This is a genomic window from Brevibacillus brevis (assembly GCF_022026395.1).
In the GTDB taxonomy this organism is placed as follows: Bacteria; Bacillota; Bacilli; order Brevibacillales; family Brevibacillaceae; genus Brevibacillus.
The window spans coordinates 479437-496194 of sequence record NZ_CP041767.1; the positions used below are offsets into that span (position 1 = coordinate 479437).

At 46.4% G+C, this 16758-nt stretch carries 14 protein-coding genes and 1 riboswitch; of the genes, 12 read left to right on the top strand and 2 right to left on the bottom strand.

Going from position 1 to position 16758, the window contains the following annotated elements; translation table 11 throughout:
* Positions 1 to 102 precede the first annotated feature (102 nt).
* Positions 103 to 657 carry an RNA polymerase sigma factor gene (locus FO446_RS02625; RefSeq protein ID WP_232774183.1) on the top strand — a complete coding sequence of 185 codons (555 nt, stop codon included), beginning with the start codon at positions 103 to 105 and terminating at the stop codon, positions 655 to 657.
* On the top strand, positions 654 to 2372 hold the full coding sequence (locus FO446_RS02630) for a DUF4179 domain-containing protein (RefSeq protein WP_237899863.1): 1719 nt from the start codon (positions 654 to 656) through the stop codon (positions 2370 to 2372). The genes FO446_RS02625 and FO446_RS02630 overlap by 4 nt, the downstream gene beginning before the upstream one ends.
* Before the next feature lie 59 nt (positions 2373 to 2431).
* On the opposite strand, the gene FO446_RS02635 is transcribed toward FO446_RS02630, so the two are convergent.
* Positions 2432 to 3661: an MFS transporter gene (locus FO446_RS02635; protein ID WP_221866640.1), complete on the bottom strand. Its 1230-nt coding sequence runs from the start codon at positions 3659 to 3661 to the stop codon at positions 2432 to 2434.
* A gap of 186 nt (positions 3662 to 3847) precedes the next feature.
* Between FO446_RS02635 and FO446_RS02640 the strand changes: the two genes are divergently transcribed.
* From FO446_RS02640 to FO446_RS02675, 8 genes are all read left to right on the top strand, one after another.
* A complete protein-coding gene (locus tag FO446_RS02640) occupies positions 3848 to 4834 on the top strand; it encodes an LCP family protein (RefSeq protein WP_173611899.1) in 987 nt (328 codons plus the stop codon).
* Positions 4835 to 4905: 71 nt separating this feature from the next.
* Positions 4906 to 6357, top strand: a complete 1452-nt coding sequence (locus FO446_RS02645; RefSeq protein ID WP_173611900.1) for a spore germination protein — start codon at positions 4906 to 4908, stop codon at positions 6355 to 6357.
* An 11-nt stretch (positions 6358 to 6368) separates the two neighbouring features.
* Positions 6369 to 7493 (top strand): GerAB/ArcD/ProY family transporter, encoded by a 1125-nt coding sequence (locus tag FO446_RS02650; RefSeq protein WP_173611901.1) that lies wholly within the window; start codon positions 6369 to 6371, stop codon positions 7491 to 7493.
* Complete coding sequence (locus tag FO446_RS02655) at positions 7493 to 8626, top strand: Ger(x)C family spore germination protein (RefSeq protein ID WP_173611902.1); 1134 nt, start codon at positions 7493 to 7495, stop codon at positions 8624 to 8626. The genes FO446_RS02650 and FO446_RS02655 overlap by 1 nt, the downstream gene beginning before the upstream one ends.
* A 107-nt stretch (positions 8627 to 8733) precedes the next feature.
* A riboswitch (SAM riboswitch) is annotated at positions 8734 to 8850 on the top strand.
* A 100-nt stretch (positions 8851 to 8950) separates the two neighbouring features.
* Positions 8951 to 9964: a methionine ABC transporter ATP-binding protein gene (locus FO446_RS02660; RefSeq protein WP_173611903.1), complete on the top strand. Its 1014-nt coding sequence runs from the start codon at positions 8951 to 8953 to the stop codon at positions 9962 to 9964.
* Positions 9965 to 10630 (top strand): methionine ABC transporter permease, encoded by a 666-nt coding sequence (locus FO446_RS02665; protein ID WP_173611904.1) that lies wholly within the window; start codon positions 9965 to 9967, stop codon positions 10628 to 10630.
* A gap of 60 nt (positions 10631 to 10690) precedes the next feature.
* A complete protein-coding gene (locus FO446_RS02670; RefSeq protein ID WP_173611905.1) occupies positions 10691 to 11530 on the top strand; it encodes a MetQ/NlpA family ABC transporter substrate-binding protein in 840 nt (279 codons plus the stop codon).
* A 188-nt stretch (positions 11531 to 11718) separates the two neighbouring features.
* Entirely contained in the window at positions 11719 to 13368 is a 1650-nt protein-coding gene (locus FO446_RS02675) for a peptide ABC transporter substrate-binding protein (RefSeq protein WP_173611906.1), read from the top strand.
* 57 nt (positions 13369 to 13425) lie between these two features.
* Here FO446_RS02675 and FO446_RS02680 read toward each other — a convergent pair whose 3' ends face one another.
* A complete protein-coding gene (locus FO446_RS02680) occupies positions 13426 to 13875 on the bottom strand; it encodes an SRPBCC family protein (protein WP_173611907.1) in 450 nt (149 codons plus the stop codon).
* 115 nt (positions 13876 to 13990) lie between these two features.
* Between FO446_RS02680 and FO446_RS02685 the strand changes: the two genes are divergently transcribed.
* Together FO446_RS02685 and FO446_RS02690 are read left to right on the top strand one after the other, a co-directional pair.
* Positions 13991 to 14794, top strand: a complete 804-nt coding sequence (locus tag FO446_RS02685; protein WP_237899865.1) for a helix-turn-helix domain-containing protein — start codon at positions 13991 to 13993, stop codon at positions 14792 to 14794.
* A 242-nt stretch (positions 14795 to 15036) separates the two neighbouring features.
* Entirely contained in the window at positions 15037 to 16662 is a 1626-nt protein-coding gene (locus FO446_RS02690) for a peptide ABC transporter substrate-binding protein (protein WP_173611909.1), read from the top strand.
* The last annotated feature ends 96 nt before the right edge of the window (positions 16663 to 16758 follow it).

Sequence of the window (16758 nt, forward strand, 5' to 3'; positions counted from 1 at the left end):
TCCGTCGTATTAAGGTGTACAAGCAAAAAGGTGATAGCTGCGCAGCGTACCTTTTTGAACCTGTAGCCCTCGATACAGGTTTTGATATGGGGAGGAAGACAGATGCAGGACGACAGGCTGATCATTGAGGAGGTCCTCCAAGGGAACAAAGAGGCGTATTCTCAGATCATACAAAAATATAACAAAAGGGTCAGATTGCTCATTCGCAAGATGATCGGACAGCCGCATCTTGAGCAGGACATGGCTCAGGAGATCTTTATCAAAGTGTATTACCATTTGGGTGACTACAGCAAAAGCTATGAATTTGGTGCCTGGCTCTACAGGATTGCCACCAATTATTGCTTCGATGAACTGCGTAACAGGAAAAGATCGATTGCGGTTACGGATGCAGAGATCGAAGTGGCTACCAGCCAAACACCTGAAATGGAGTACCTTGCTAAGGAGCAGAGGGCCTTTTTGCAAAATCGAATGATGACCCTGGAGTCCAAATACCGCGTCGTCCTGGAACTGCGTTACCTCCAATTTTTGAGCTACGAAGAAATTAGCGAGGAGCTGGATGTTCCCATCAGTACGGTGCGAACACGTCTTTCCAGAGGCAGGGCCAAGCTCAAAAATGCCATAACGAATTCGGGGAAAGGAGGGGACCTCTACCTATGACATGCTTGGATACATTCATGCTGAACGCGTATTTGGAAGACAAGCTTCCTTTGCGAGTGAAACAAGACGTACAACGGCATCTGGATACATGCAGCGCGTGCCAGATCAAGTTTGAGCAATATTTGGATGAACTGGATACAGCCGATGATGAAACAGAAGATGTATGGCAGACGGGATCAACAATCCAAAATGTCATGGAAAAGCTCCCCGCATACCCGATGAACGTGCTCAAACCCGTTCAAAAACAACCGGTTCAAATAAATTGGAAAAAGCGGAGTGTGGATATTGTGAAGAAAACAACGATTGCAGTTGCAGGGTTGGCTATGGTAGTCACATTCGGAACAGCAGTTTCTCCTACGTTTGCGAGCTATATGAATGGGATCTATGCATCGATCAATCCGAGTGAGATAACGGTAACAAAAGGGCCTTACAATGCGAAACAAGTAGTCAACCTGTTTGATAAAAAGCAGACGGACATTGGCGTACTGAAAGCGGCAGAAAACGGGTTTGTACAGCCGCTTGACTTGAAGGCGACAGACCAAGGGCTGACCATGGAAATCAATGCGGTTGTAGCTGATCCCTTGCGTATCATAGTTCTGGGCTCTGTGAAGGACTCGTCAGGCAAAAAACTTCCTTCGTTCTGGAAGGATCAGTTCACGTTCATTTCAAGCGACAATTTGAATGAATTCAGGGAAGTTCGACTGAAAGATAAAAATGGCAAAGTAATCACGAGAATAGATGATAAATCGCAGGAATTGCTGCGCTGGCTGCCCCTGCCGAACGGTGAAAACTTCGCCTTCGGCTACCAAAGCGATATGGACGATTTCTTTAATGAAGCGAATCCAATGCCGGACGAATTGATTTTGGAAATGCGCGTGAAGCGCCTGACAGATACGAAAGGCACGTGGAATTTCGATATCCCGATTGATATGCGACCAGCAAAAGCAGCCATGAAAACAGTAGCGGTGAACAAGCAGTTAGAAACTCCGACCGGGACCACAGTGGAGTTAAAGGAAGCGCGCTTCGCCCCTACTGGTACGGAGCTGAAGTTTACGACCAGCAAGCCAGATAGAAAACTACAGGGCATTCGTTACGAGCTCGTGGATGAAACGGGTACCGTAGTGGGCAAATGGGATGACATGATGCACGACGATGAAAGGGATGACAATCTCGTTATGATAGCCGAGAGTTATGGTGCGGGGAGTTACTCGCACATGGACTATACAAGAAGGGAACCATTGACGAGTTGGGTTCATTCGTACATGCCAATAGACCCGGCCAAGAACCTGACACTGAAGCTCGATGCAGTCTATACAGCAGAAAAGTCAACGCTCCAGACAAAGCTGCCATTGGTTGAACTGAAAAAGAAACCGATCACTGTAAAAAGTGACGGAAATGAATTTACTTTTAAATCCGTGAAGAAGGAAATGGAAGATGATATTACGGTTTACACAATTGAAGTAGAGGGCAAGTTTGCCAAAGATATTGTCGGAGTTCCATACGAGTGGAAGGTGTCCGATGATAAGGGGAATGATGAAGGGGGCAATTTCTTATTCGACCAGACAGTCAATGAGGACGGCACATCGAACATCACAGGCCAACTGAAGGTTTGGAGTGAAAATGCAGATGTGAAGGAACTGACGGTTGGTTTCAACGCGATGTACAAAGAGCATAAGGCAGATTGGGAAGTATCCATTAAGGAAGAAAAGAAGTAGTGTAACCAAAAAGCCGCCAGTTCCTGAAAAAGGATCGGGCGGCTTTTTTGCAATTGAAATCAGTATTTAGCAACCTCTGCTTGTTTTTCCCGTTGAAAATAAGCATGTAACAGACAGAGCAGGACCGAACCCGCAGAGACAAGTGTTGCCAAGAACAGAGCTGGATGAATTCCGCCATGGTCATACATGAACCCCATAGCCAGCGGCCCCAAGAGCCTTCCACCAGTTGTAATCGCCCCTACGACCCCCAAATAAAAGGGTGCATTCTCTCCGGTTTTTTCCGATATAAAAGTAGGGATAGTAGGCGAGATGAGCATTTCTCCAAATGTAGTGATAACCATTCCGACAACAAATGCGTAATAACTACCGTGGTAAGCCAGCATACACCCAAAACCGACAGCATACGCGATGGCACTGACGACGAGTTGGGCAGACAAGCTCTGATTCAACAGCCGCTTGATCCAGGAAGTGATGGGCTGCCCGGCAAAAATGATAATCCCGTTGATGGTCCACAGCCAGCTATACGAAGACAGCGGCATGCCTTGTTCGGTAATATAAGGAGCGACACCTGTATTCCATACCGTATTGGAAAAGAAAATCAATGCTGCGCCCAGGGCCATAAACAAGTACAATTGGTAGCGGAATAGCAGGGTAAAGTTGTTCTTCACGCGGTGCTTTTGTTGTTCTTCCTGGTTTTCCCCGACCAGCTCCTGATGGGATATATTCTTCATAAAAAGGAAGAAGAACAAGGCAAACAATAAGGTGCTCGTGCTGTTGAACCAAAAAGTAAGCTGGAAGGATAAAGTGGCAATGACGCCAGCCAACGCGGTTCCGATTGCCATCCCCAAATTATTGCCGACGTAGACGATGTTAAATAATTCGCGACGCTGCTCTTTCCAGCGAAAACCGATAAATGCTTGAATAGCCGGGAATGACAGGTTGAAGGTAAAACCAAGCCCCATCATAAGAATCAGGTAGACAGGCCAGCTCTGAACGAAAGGAATGGAAAACTGAATAAGTCCTTGAATAATCAATGCTCCGACAATAAGACGTTTGGCACCGAGTCGATGAAACAACGATCCGCCGATGAATTGGCCGAAGATTCCAGCCAGAGATTGGATCATCAAGACGAATCCGGCTTCTGTCATGGAGCGTTGCAAAATGGTATGTACGTATAAGGTAGTAAGCGGCCACATAAAAGCGCTCCCGGAGGAGTTAATAAAGCTGGCGATGAGGAAGAAAATGGCCTCACGTGGATAGCGATTGAGGAAAGCGGACGGTGATATCACGCGAATGCACCCCTTACCATTAAGGATAAGAATAGTATAGTCAATATTCTGAACTTTGTAAATTAAAATGTTTATAATGTCGCAGGTACCCAAATAAAGGCTGCTCCACTTTCCGCAAATTCGAGTATACTAATCAAAGTGGAGAGATGACATCAACTGAGGATAGAGAGAATAAAGGTGGACTTTATGAAAATATGGAAACGAGTGTTGCTTCTTTTGCTTGTCGTGATGGCTGCGACAGCTGGATATTACGGATACTCTTTTTATCAATTTACTCAAAATATTCAAGAGCCCAATATCGCACCGCCTAGTGGTGGGAATCCAACCAAAGCAGCAGAAATACCAGAGTGGGATGGCAAGGAACGTGTCAACATCCTGCTGATGGGAGTAGACCGCAGAGGAATGAAAAATAACGGGCTTCCTCGTTCTGACTCCATGATGCTGGTCAGCATCGATCCTATGGGGAAACGTTATGATATGTTTTCAATCCTGCGTGATACGTATGTAGATATTCCTGGTAAAGGTAGCTCGCGGATCAACTCTGCGATTGTAGAAGGCGGACCTGAGCTGGCAATGGAAACGGTTAGCCAGTTCACTGGACTTCCGGTAGATCGTTACGTGATTACTGACTTTGAAGGCTTCAAGGCTCTGATTGATGCAGTAGGCGGAGTCGAGATCGATGTAGAAAAAAACATGTACTATCATGACCCGACTGACAAGGGTGTCTACGATATTAATCTGAAAAAAGGTCTGCAAAAGCTGGATGGAGACAAAGCATTGCAGTATGTCCGTTTCCGCCATGATGCGACCTCCGATTATACACGGACCGAGCGTCAGCGGAAATTAATGACGGCAGTCGTAGATCAGATGAAAAATGGTACGACGTTGATGCAGCTTCCTACCATTTTGAAGGAAGTAACACCGTATGTTCAAACCAATATTAGCTCGGTGGACATGCTCAAGCTGTCTGCACTCGGATTAAAATTGAATACGTTAGAGCCAGGTAACTATCAGTTGCCGCCAATGGGGATGTTCCGCGAATCGCACCGCGCAGGTTCAGTTCTGGTTCCGGATGTCGATCAGGTTCAGTCGTTTATCCAGGAAAAAATCGCTCCTCCTACAGAAGCAACGGATCAAACCGTGGGAGAAAAGAAAAGCAGCACGCAAAACTAAGCGTGCTGTTTTTTTTGTATTTTTTAGGAAAGACTAACCATGATTTTCTAAGTACTGAGGTGACAGTGTCGATGGATCGAGAGAGTGCGCGCAATTGGTTTTCACATACTAGCGACTTGGTCACTGAACATATTGATGAGCCTGAGGGCCGCGTGCTACTTTTCTTTTTATCGACCATGGCGGATGCCAAAGTTGTTTACAGTGAGCTCATCCCGAAGCTACGCGAGATTTGTTTGGAGGAAAGCGGGATTGAAGTGATTGCTCAGCACCTAGGAGCGTCTAGCAGCAGCCGAGTCTTCGATGAAGGGGAAGCCATTGAGCGTTTACTCAGCGGTCATATTGTCATTCAAGTGGAGGAATCGTCCTATGGCTTGGCGTTCCCCAGTGATGGCTCAGTTGGCAGAAACATTCAAGCACCAGAAATCGAAACCGTTGTACTCGGCCCACAGATCGCCTTTGTAGAAGAACTGAATGTGAACATCTGCATCATTCGCAAATATATGTCTACCCCTAGATTGTTCCATGAACGATTGAGAGTGGGGAAAACCATACCGATGAATGTGTCGATGCTGTATATGATTGGGACGGTAGATGAGGAAAATGTGAATACGGTGCGTCAACGGATTAATCATCTGGAATTGGACACCAGTCTGGATTCTACCATACTGGCTCAGCATATCGCAGACAATGAGAAGTCATTATTTCCTACTCTTCAACAAACAGAGCGTCCAGACCGAGTCGTACACGGTTTGCGACAAGGGCAGATTGCCATACTCGTGGAGGGGAGCCCGTTTGCTTTACTCGGCCCCACCACCCTATTACAATTTTTTCAGTCGCCAGATGACTATTACTTGCGCTGGAGTCTCGCTACTTTTAACAGGCTCATGCGAATCTTTGCCATGATTTTGTCCCTGATCCTGACCCCGATCTACGTGGCTGCGCTGACCTATCATTACGAGATGATTCCAGCTGATCTGTTGCTTTCTCTCGCGCAATCGCGCTCTCGGGTACCGTTTCCACCACTGTGGGAGGCCATCTTGATGGAGCTGATCATTGAGCTTTTGCGGGAAGCGGGAGCGAGGCTGCCGACCAAGGTCGGTCAGACGATTGGTATTGTAGGCGGTATTGTTATCGGACAAGCTATCGTTCAGGCCGGATTCACCAGCAATATCTTGATTATTATCGTTGCCCTCGGGGCTTTGTCATCCTTTATCGCGCCTAGCTATATGATCGGCTCTACAATCCGGGTGGTTCGTTTTCCGATGATTTTGCTGGCAGGTGTACTGGGTGCATTAGGCATTGTGGTCGGATTTAGTTTTTTAGCCAGTCATTTGCTTCGCCAGACCAGTCTGGGCCGTCCTTATATGTACCCGATTTATCCCGTGCGATTTTCAGATTGGAAGGATGGCTTTATACGCGCTCCCTTATCCTCCCTTTCGGAACGGCTCAAGTTTTTTAACCCAAAACGAATATCACGCTTTGACAGGGATAGAGCCAAAGAGAAGAAAGACATTGACGAGTGAGCGAGGCGGCTATGAAGATCAACATCGATGTAAGCAAGGACAATACGATAACGGCATTTCTTGCAGGGGTTCTTGTGCATGGCACGCAGTTAGGGATGGGCATTTTGGGCTTCCAACGAATCATTGCCAAGGAAGCGGGGCACGATGCTTGGATATCTGTCGTACTCGCTGCCTTGTTTACTCATCTTACGGTGATGACCATTAACAAGACCTTGCAAAAATACCCCTCAGCCGATATTTACGGAATTCAGGAAGATGTGTTTGGAAAGTGGCTGGGAACAGGCATTAGCATCATTTATTTGACCTATTTTTTTGTGTCGGCTGGAGTCATTTTACGCACCTACATTGAAGTTGTCCAAACCTGGATGTTTCCGAATTTACCGACGTGGGTTCTGTCAGGAATCATCCTGTTTCTAGCGTTTTACACAGTCGTAGGGGGGATAAGAGTCATCGCAGGCTATGCATTGTTCTCCTTTATGGTCACGATATGGATGATATTTGAGTTATATTTCCCCTTGAAATTTGCCAGGTGGGAATATTTGTTTCCCATCATGGACACCAGCCTGGAGAACCTTTTCAATGGAATGATTGCCATGTCTTTGACCAGTGCCGGCTTTGAGATCCTCTACGTTGCCTATCCATATGTACAAAATAAAGAGAGGGTACAAAAAAGTGTACAGTTGGGGGTGCTGGTGACGTATCTGATCTATTTGCTAGTTATGATTGTGGCGCTGGTCTTTTTTAGTCAGGGCCAGCTCATGAGAACGATCTGGGCGACACTCAATATGCAAAAGATGGTGTACCTCCCTATTCTGGAAAGGTTTGAGCTGGTTGTCATTTCGTTATGGCTTCTCGTGATCTTGCCGAATATCATGCTGTATTTGTGGGCTTCTGCCCGAGGTCTCAAGCGCTTGTTCGGATTCAATCTACGTCATTCGTTGTATTGGATTATACCCGTGATTTATGTAGCCTCCTTGTCGCTGCTTTCCAGGCAGGAGATGAGTCGGATGACGAATATTTACTCGCATATAACCCTGTACATTATATACGTGTACCCCTATTTTTTGTACCTGATGGTCTGGCTGAAGCAACGAAAGCAAAGGGCGAAACCAACCAGCAAAGGAGAGAGTGCCTGATGCTGCCCAAGCGTCTTTTTGCCTTGTGGTGTTCATGTGTCCTTGTTCTGGCAGGCTGTTCAGATCGGCAAATTTTTGATGAGACAGGACTTGCCACGTCTGTCGGCTATGATCTGTTAAAGGATGGAAACATTCGGGGGACAGCAATCATGCCCTCCATTAATCCGGAGGCGAAAGAAAAGATACAAGTTTTTTCAGCCACCGGTGAAACCAGCAAGGGAATTCGGGATCGGATCAATTTACAATCAGATAAAAGAGTATTGGGTGGGCAAATACGTGTCGCACTCTACAGTGAAAAATTGGCAAAGCGTGGACTTGGCAGTATCGTTGACACGTTGTATCGGGATTCCTCTATTTCCAGCAGGGTTTATCTTTGCCTTTTCGAAGGCGAAACATATGATATGTTAACGTATCCCTATTCTGAAGCAGGGAATATCGGAATCTATCTATACCGTATGATTGAGCAAAATATTGAAGGGGAAAAAATTCCGTCTTCCACCATGCATGAGTTTTTTCGAGCTTATTATGACAAAGGAATCGACCCGATCATGCCGTTTATTGCAAAAAAGGGAAATGAGCTGCAAATCAAGGGTATCGCATTATTTCAAGGGGAGCGTTATGTAGGGTGGATCACACCAAAGGAAGCCTTTTTAATCAAGCTCATGCATGGCAAATTCAGGATTGGGAGCTACGATACTTCTGTCCCTGCTCATATTTTTGGCGAGGTGCACAAGAATCACGGAAGTAAAAATGATCGTGTGCAGCTTGTCTTTGATACGATTTCCAGCCATTCAAAAATCGAGCTGACCCAAGTATCTCCCCCGATCTTTGATATTTACATCCGATTAAATGCGCGGATTTTGGAATTAACCCTCCCGCTGAAGCTAGAGAATGCAAGGTTGATGAAAATCATGGAACATGCACTGGAAGAAGAGCTCGGAAAAGAACTGCAGAAAGTAGTCCACAAATTGCAGGACCTCAATGTCGATCCAGCTGGGTTCGGGATCGTGTATCGTTCAAATAGAAGAGGGAAGGCAAATATGACGCAGGCCGAATGGAGAAAGATGTTCAAAGATGCGACATTTCACTTTCACGTAAAGTCGACCATAATACGCAACGGCGTCATGGATTAAAAAACTTTTTCCTGCTATTACTATTGACGTGATATTTTCAAAAAGGATATAATCCGTTTTGTATCATCAAGAAATAGAAAAAACGAACATAATATACGTAGATATCTTTCTTATCAAGAGAGGCGGAGGGACAGGCCCTATGAAGCCCGGCAGCCGGTTCATTTTCGAATGAACGTCGCGGTGCCAATTCCTACAGGATTGTTTGGATCTTGTGTAGATGAGAAGGGTGGATGCGAACGTATACATTGCGTTGCAGCCCCTTTTTCGTTTATGAAAAAGGGGTTTTCATATTTTTATCAAGATTATGGTCGGGAGGTGGATGCGTTGATCCAACTGCGTCATTTGCATAAAAGCTATCAAGTTCAAGGTAAAACCATCCCAGCGTTAACGGGGATCGACCTTTCCATAGAGCAAGGCGAAATTTACGGGATCATTGGACATTCGGGTGCCGGGAAAAGTACATTGATCCGATGCATCAATTTGCTAGAGCGCCCAACTTCAGGGGAAGTTATTGTGGACGGCGTCGATTTGACAAAGCTGGATGAAGGGAAGCTGCAAGAAAAGCGCCGCTCAATCGGCATGATTTTTCAGCACTTCAACTTGCTGTCTTCTTCGACAGTCGGCGAAAATGTCGCTTTTCCGCTCAAGCTGGCAAAGCGTCCAAAGGCAGAGATTGATAAGAAAGTAAACGAACTGCTGAAGCTGGTGGGCTTGGAGGCACATAAGGACAAATATCCGTCCCAGCTGTCTGGCGGACAGAAGCAGCGTGTCGGGATCGCCCGTGCGCTCGCGAATGATCCAAAAGTGCTGCTCTGTGACGAAGCTACATCGGCTCTCGATCCGCAGACGACGAACTCCATTCTGGGACTGCTCTTGGACATCAACCGCAAGCTGGGCTTGACCATAGTGTTGATTACTCACGAGATGCACGTCATTCGCTCTATTTGTGATCGTGTCGGCGTGATTGATGGAGGAAAGATCGTCGAGTCGGGTAACGTACTGGATGTATTCCTTCGTCCGAAGCATCCAACAACACAAGAATTCGTGGAACAAGTAGCAGATTCTACAGAGCTGCGCGAAGCAGTCGAGCACGAAAAAGCCTCGGGGAACCGCACGATTGCTCGTGTCACCTTCCTCGGAGAAAAAACGTACCAGCCGATCCTGTTCCAAACGATGCAAGAGACCGGTACGGTGTTCAGTATTTTGCAGGGAACAATCTCCCGCATGAAAGATACGCCGTATGGTCAGTTGGTGATCGAGCTGGAAGGCGATGTCGCACAGAATCAAAAGACCATCGAGACGCTGCGCCAACGTGGCTTGGAAGTAGAGGTGATATAAATGGACTGGACATTCGAAAATGTGGATTGGGCTGAAATCGGCGAAGGTACGATGGACACGCTCACGATGCTTGGCTTTTCCACCCTGTTTACCGTCCTGATTGGTTTGCCGTTGGGCATCATTCTGTTTTTGACTTCTCGCGGACAGCTTTTGCAAAACCGCACTTTTTATACGATCGCATCATTCGTTGTCAACGTATTGCGCTCGGTACCATTTATCATTTTGATGATCTTGCTGATTCCTGTGACGAAAATGCTCGTAGGAACCTCACTCGGTGTACTGGGTGCCATTCCGCCGCTCGTGTTTGGGGCCGCTCCATTTTTCGCACGTTTGGTGGAAACCTCTCTGCGTGAGATTGATAAAGGCGTGATCGAGGCCGCACAATCTATGGGTGCTTCCAATTGGCAGATCGTCTGGAATGTCCTTTTGCCAGAGTCTAGGTCAGGTCTGATCGCAGGTATTACGATCACGACGGTAACACTGGTCTCCTACACGGCAATGTCTGGGGTAATTGGCGGCGGTGGTTTGGGTGACTTGGCGATCCGATACGGTTATCAGCGTTTCCAAACCGATGTCATGATTGTGACTGTTGTTATTTTGCTGGTGATGGTACAGATCTTACAATCGCTGGGGGACCGTCTGGTTCTGAAATTCAGCCGCAAATAGGATCTTTCCATATAGATTTTCAAAAAATAAGATGAAATACATGCAAGGGGGAAATCATTCATGAAAAAGCTAGTCGTATCTGTACTTTCTACTGTATTGGCATTTTCTTTGGCAGCTTGCGGAGGCAAAACGGAAACAGCACCTGCTCCAGCTGAAGGCGGCGCACAAGGCGGACAAAAGGAAGTAACATTGAAGGTAGGCGCTTCTCCCGTTCCACATGCAGCAATCTTGAAATTTATTCAACCAAAACTGAAAGAACAAGGCGTGAACCTGGAAGTCCAAGAGTTCACTGATTACGTACAGCCTAACGTTCAAGTGAACGAAAAACAACTCGACGCAAACTTCTTCCAGCACAAGCCTTACTTGGAAGATTTCAATAAAGGACAAAACATGAACCTGGTGCCAGTAGTGCCTGTACACATTGAGCCATTCGGAGCTTACAGCAAAAAAATAAAATCTGTTGACGAATTAGCTGATGGCGCAACAATCGCGCTGCCAAACGACCCAACAAACAGCGGTCGCGCACTCGCACTCTTGGAGAAAAACGGCGTGATCAAACTGAAAGAAGGCGCTGGCATCAGCGGTACAGTGAAAGACGTTGTTGAGAACAAGAAAAACCTGAAATTCAAAGAAGTAGAAGCAGCAATGCTGCCGCGCGTTCTGGAAGAAGTAGATCTGGCGTTGATCAATACGAACTACGCGCTGGAAGCAAAGCTTGTTCCAACGAAAGACGCTCTGTTTATTGAAGATAAAGATTCTCCATACGCAAACTTCTTGGTAGCTCGTCCTGACAACAAGGATTCCGAAGCCATTCAAAAGCTGGCAAAAGAACTGAACTCACCTGAAGTGAAAAAGTTCATTGAAGATGAATACAAAGGCGCGATTATTCCAGCGTTCTAATGAAGAAATAATTGATCAATCAAAGAAACCCAACTGGCCTCCAAAGCTGGTTGGGTTTCATTTTTATTAATAATATAGTGAATTTTTATAAAATTTAGTTAAATCTATCTCGTCCCCGTTTTCAACTTATTTCCCGTCGAGTATATTGTGTTTGAAGTGGGAAAATATAGATAAGGGGGAATTTTCTGATGAATAGAAATCTCAAGTTGTTTCTTGGCGCGATGCTGGTCGCCGGAAGCATGTTAGCTGGATGTTCGACGAGTACGCAGCCATCAACGACAACCCCTCCGGCTGAGGGAACCGCAGCATCAGCTGAAAAGCCTGCAAATGCAAGGCCGCAGGTATTTCGGGCGAACATTGTGAGTGAGCCTTCGACAGCGGACCCCGGTCTTGCGAAGGATGCCACTTCGGGAGCGATCATCCGTGCTACTTTTGATGGCTTGACGCGTTTCGATGCAAATGCTAAGCCAGTGAACTCAGTAGCATCCGATGTGAAGCTCTCGGATGACAAACTGGTGTATACGTTCACGCTTCGCGACTCCAAGTGGAGCAATGGAGATCCAGTCACTGCCCATGACTTCGTGTATGCATGGAAGCGTGCACTCGGCAAGACATTTGGTGCCGAGTATGCCTATCAGCTGTACTACATTAAAAATGCGAAGCTGATTCACGAAGGCAAGATGAAACCCGACGAACTCGGTGCAAAGGCTCTCGATGACAAAACACTGGAAGTCACGCTGGAGAATCCAACGCCTTACTTTCTGGAGCTGACGGCTTTCTACACATACTACCCGGTTAACAAAAAAGTAGTGGAGGCCAATCCGAAATGGGCAAACGAAGCGGCGACGCACGTAAGCAACGGTCCATTTAAGATGACAGCGTGGGAGCACAAGAGCAAGATCGTGCTTGAAAAGAATGAGCACTACTGGGATAAAGACGTAGTAAAGCTCGATCGCATTGAGTTTGCGATGATCGAGGACGATAATACAGCCCTGTCCATGTTCGAGAACGGTGAGCTGGATTGGGCAGGCCAGCCGCTCGGTGGACTTCCCACCGATGCGATTCCGTCACTAAAAGAGTCGGGCAAACTCGTTGTTCATCCAAAAGCAACGATGTATTGGTACAAGATGAATACGACAAAAGGGCCGCTCAGCAATGTGAAAATTCGTAAAGCACTGGCATACTCGGTAGATCGTCAAACCATCGTAGATAACATCACACAAGTCGGACAGGTGCCAACGATGGGGATGCTGCCGCAATCCATGATTATCAAAAAAGACGGATACTTCAAGGATAATGATGTAGAAACAGCGAAAAAGCTGCTGGAAGAAGGCATGAGGGAGCTCAACATGACAACGCTGCCTCCGATCACCTTGTCTTACAATCCAAGCGATAGACATAAGAAAATTGCCGAAGCGATTCAGGACCAATGGAAACAAAAGCTCGGCATTGATATAAAGATCATGGTGAAAGAGTCCGCCGTTCATTTGCAGGATATGCACGAACTCAATTACGAGATGGGCCGTATCGGTTGGAATGCAGACTTTAATGATCCAATGAACTACCTGGAAATGTTCCGGGATGGTAAAACAGGCAACAACGACACGGGCTGGGAAGATCCCCGCTACCAAGAGCTGCTGAAACAGTCATCGGTTGAAATTGACCCAGAGAAACGCAAGCAACTATTTGCAGAGGCTGAACAAATCTTTATGGATGCCATGCCGTTAATCCCGCTGTTCACGGATGTGGATGTGTGGGTGCAAAGTGACAAGGTGAAAGGCGTTCAAGTGGATGGACTCGGATTTATCGACCTGAAGTGGGCAGAGATGACAGAGTAACGAATAGAACAAAAATCCCGAGGCCAACGAAATTGCTGGACTCGGGATTCTTTTGTATTAGTAGCCAAAATCAAGTGTCTTGCCTGTCTCCGCATACGTCTTGATCGACGAGAGCATCATTGGCCAATTGCTGCTGGCACTTGCGTGGGAGGGATGGTCTTTTGTCCATTGATCCTGAATCAGTGTCAGTTTGGTGCAGCCGCCAACCGGCTCTAAGGTAATGGTGACGCGAGTCTGCAATTCCGCATGATTCTCGTAATAGGCAGGACCAGGATGTTCAGTGAAACTGAAAATGTGATGAGGTTCAAACTGCAAGATTTTCCCGTATACATGCACCGTGTCGTCACCGTCTTTTCCCGGACCAACGTAGGCCATCTCATCGCCTACTTGAAAAGTTGAACGGATCGTACAGCCAAAGAAAGTACTCTTTACGCCTTCATCGGAAGTAAGGACATGCCAGACCTGCTCTGGCGTAGCACCAATGTAGAAATCGAAGCGAAGATCCATCGTTTTACCCCCTGATTTTTTCATTTGGGAATTGTAATCAAGTTTCCCAACTACTACTCTTACTATAAGAAGAAATCGGTAGTGTGTATTGTAAAAACACGACAGGAGGCGCACCTTGGAAAATCAGACTGCCAAGTTCCCAAAGGGTGTACTGCATGCCATGATTGGACAGAAAAAATTTTCGCTGGCCAGATACGAGCCATCTGCTGAAATCAGCTACTTCGTGCAGCATTACTGGGTCGTCCGGTGGGATTTGCGTAAGGAACTTCCTTACTTGCAAACCGTACTGGCTCATCCCAATGTGAATCTGGTGTTTGAAAAAGGAGCGACTGGTATTTTTGGTGTAGCCCGCACGACTTCCTCGCATCTTTTAGAGGGACAAGGTAAGGTGTTCGGAGTAAAATTCAGGCCCGGAGGTTTTTATCCGTTTCTGAATGCTCCGATATCAAAGCTGAGCGGAACTTCTACGAGTCTGGAAGCCGTATTTGGTGTTGCCACCGACCCGCTTGAGAAAGAAGTGCTAAGCCTGCCAGATGATGAGCAAATGAGGAAAAGGGTAGAAGCCTTTCTATTCGAACATTTGCCAAAGCCTGACCCGAATGTAGCGCGTATCAGTGAAATCGTCAGGATGATCCAGGCAGACCGATCCGTACTCAGGGTCGAGGATGCGGTACAGTTGACCGGTATGAACATGAGGACGATGCAGCGCTTGTTTGACCGTTATGTAGGGGTTAGCCCGAAGTCGGTTATCCAACGATACAGATTGCATGAAGCAGCCGAGCAGATTGATCAAGGTACGGTCCAGGATTGGCTGGATCTGTCTACCTCTCTAGGCTACTACGATCACTCTCACTTCATTCGAGATTTTCGAGCAATCGTCGGTGTAGCGCCGAACGAGTATCGACGAGCACAAATTTAATCATAGTGAACCCCTTCGCCTTCTGGCTGGAGGGGTTGTTTTCTTGCTGCATAATTTTTTATGTACGAGGCATACTTCATCATGATGAAACTACCATTTTTATTTCCTTTAATAGAATTTGATGTTTCCATAAAACATAATTAATTTTACTTAAAATGTCTTCAATATTACTAAAAATGCAGTATATTTGTGGAGTAGCTTTCAAGGAATCTTTACCGATAGAAAAAGAGGGGGTCAACACCGTGAAAAAAAGCGTTTTTGCAGCAATGAGTTCTATTCTGGTTCTGAGTGCGGCGCTGGCAGGCTGTGGCGGCGGCGAGAAAGCAGGCGAGCAAGGTAGCAAACCTGCTGGTGAGCAAACAAGTGGTCCTAAAGAATTGAGAATGAACATGATGTCCGAGCCACCAACTGCTGACCCTGCATTGGCTGAGGATTCTACTTCCAGTGCGGTTCTGCGTGCAACATTTGATGGTCTCACTCGTATTGGCGAAGATGGCAAACCACATCCATCTGTAGCAGAAAAAATTGACGTATCCGAAGATGGCCTTACTTATACATTCACCCTGCGTGACAGCAAATGGAGCAATGGAGATCCAGTTACTGCAAAGGATTTTGAATTCGCTTGGAAGCGAGCGCTCAATCCGAAGACAGCATCTAACTACTCCTACCAATTGTATTACCTGAAAAATGCAGAAGAATACAACAAGGGTAAAGCAAAAGCTGATGATGTTGGCGTAAAAGCGAAAGACGATAAAACACTCGTCGTAACTTTGAAGAACCCAACACCATTCTTCTTGGAGCTGACTGCGTTCTATACGTACTACCCAGTTAACCAAAAAGTAGTGGAAGGCAGCGATAAATGGGCAGGCGAAGCAAAAACTCACGTGGGTAACGGTCCATTCAAAATGGAAACATGGGAACATAAGAGCAAATTGGTTCTCGTGAAGAGCGATACCTACTGGGATAAAGACGCTGTAAAACTCGACAAGCTCAACTTCTCCATGGTTGAAGATGCAAATACTGAGCTGTCCATGTTCGACAATGACGATTTGGATTGGTCCGGAGCGCCTCTGAGCGCACTTCCTACCGATGCGATTCCTGCATTGAAAGAATCCGGTCAAATGCAAACACGCCCGATCGCGGGTACGTACTTGTACAAATTCAATACGGAAGTTCCGCCGTTCAACAACGCGAAAATCCGTAAGGCGTTTGCTTATGCTATCGATCGTAAATCGATCATCGACAACATCACGCAAGCAAACCAAGAGCCAGCTATGGGTCTGATCCCGCCAACAATGGCAGTGGCAACAAGCCCTTACTTCAAAGACGGCGATGTAGAAGCAGCGAAAAAATTGCTGGAAGAAGGTATGAAGGAAGAAGGCATTACCAAAATGCCTACCCTGACTCTTTCCTTCAACACGTCTGAAGGTCACAAGAAAATTGCCGAAGCGATCCAAGACCAATGGAAAAAAGCACTCGGCGTAGATGTTAAGCTGGAGAACAAGGAATGGAAAGTATTCTTGGAAGATGTGAACCAAGGTAAATTCCAAATCGCACGTTCCAGCTGGACTGGTGACTACAACGATCCATACACGTTCTTGGACCTGTTCAAGGACAAAGATGGCGGCAACAACGACACGAAATGGGAAAATCCGAAGTACAAAGAGCTGCTGAACCAATCTGCTCTGGAAAAGGACCCAGAAAAACGCAAACAAATCCTGGCACAAGCAGAAGCTATTTTCATGGACGAAATGCCAGCAGCTCCAATCTACTACTACACACATTCTTATGTGAAAAAAGACAAAGTAAAAGGTGTAGTCCTCGACGGTCTCGGTTTCGCAGACTGGAAATGGGCAGACATTCAATAAGAAAAAGCGCATAGCTTGTTGTGATAAAGGAAGGGTGCTACGGCACTCTTCTTTTTTTTGTAAACCATTTTAAGTGAAAAGAATCGACCAGAGGAT

Coding starts and splice junctions, on each gene's coding strand:
- FO446_RS02625 (WP_232774183.1), top strand. CDS start 103: ATGCAGGACGACAGGCTGATCATTGAGGAGGTCCTCCAAGGGAACAAA.
- FO446_RS02630 (WP_237899863.1), top strand. CDS start 654: ATGACATGCTTGGATACATTCATGCTGAACGCGTATTTGGAAGACAAG.
- FO446_RS02640 (WP_173611899.1), top strand. CDS start 3,848: ATGAAAATATGGAAACGAGTGTTGCTTCTTTTGCTTGTCGTGATGGCT.
- FO446_RS02645 (WP_173611900.1), top strand. CDS start 4,906: ATGGATCGAGAGAGTGCGCGCAATTGGTTTTCACATACTAGCGACTTG.
- FO446_RS02650 (WP_173611901.1), top strand. CDS start 6,369: ATGAAGATCAACATCGATGTAAGCAAGGACAATACGATAACGGCATTT.
- FO446_RS02655 (WP_173611902.1), top strand. CDS start 7,493: ATGCTGCCCAAGCGTCTTTTTGCCTTGTGGTGTTCATGTGTCCTTGTT.
- FO446_RS02665 (WP_173611904.1), top strand. CDS start 9,965: ATGGACTGGACATTCGAAAATGTGGATTGGGCTGAAATCGGCGAAGGT.
- FO446_RS02670 (WP_173611905.1), top strand. CDS start 10,691: ATGAAAAAGCTAGTCGTATCTGTACTTTCTACTGTATTGGCATTTTCT.
- FO446_RS02675 (WP_173611906.1), top strand. CDS start 11,719: ATGAATAGAAATCTCAAGTTGTTTCTTGGCGCGATGCTGGTCGCCGGA.
- FO446_RS02680 (WP_173611907.1), bottom strand. CDS start 13,875: ATGGATCTTCGCTTCGATTTCTACATTGGTGCTACGCCAGAGCAGGTC.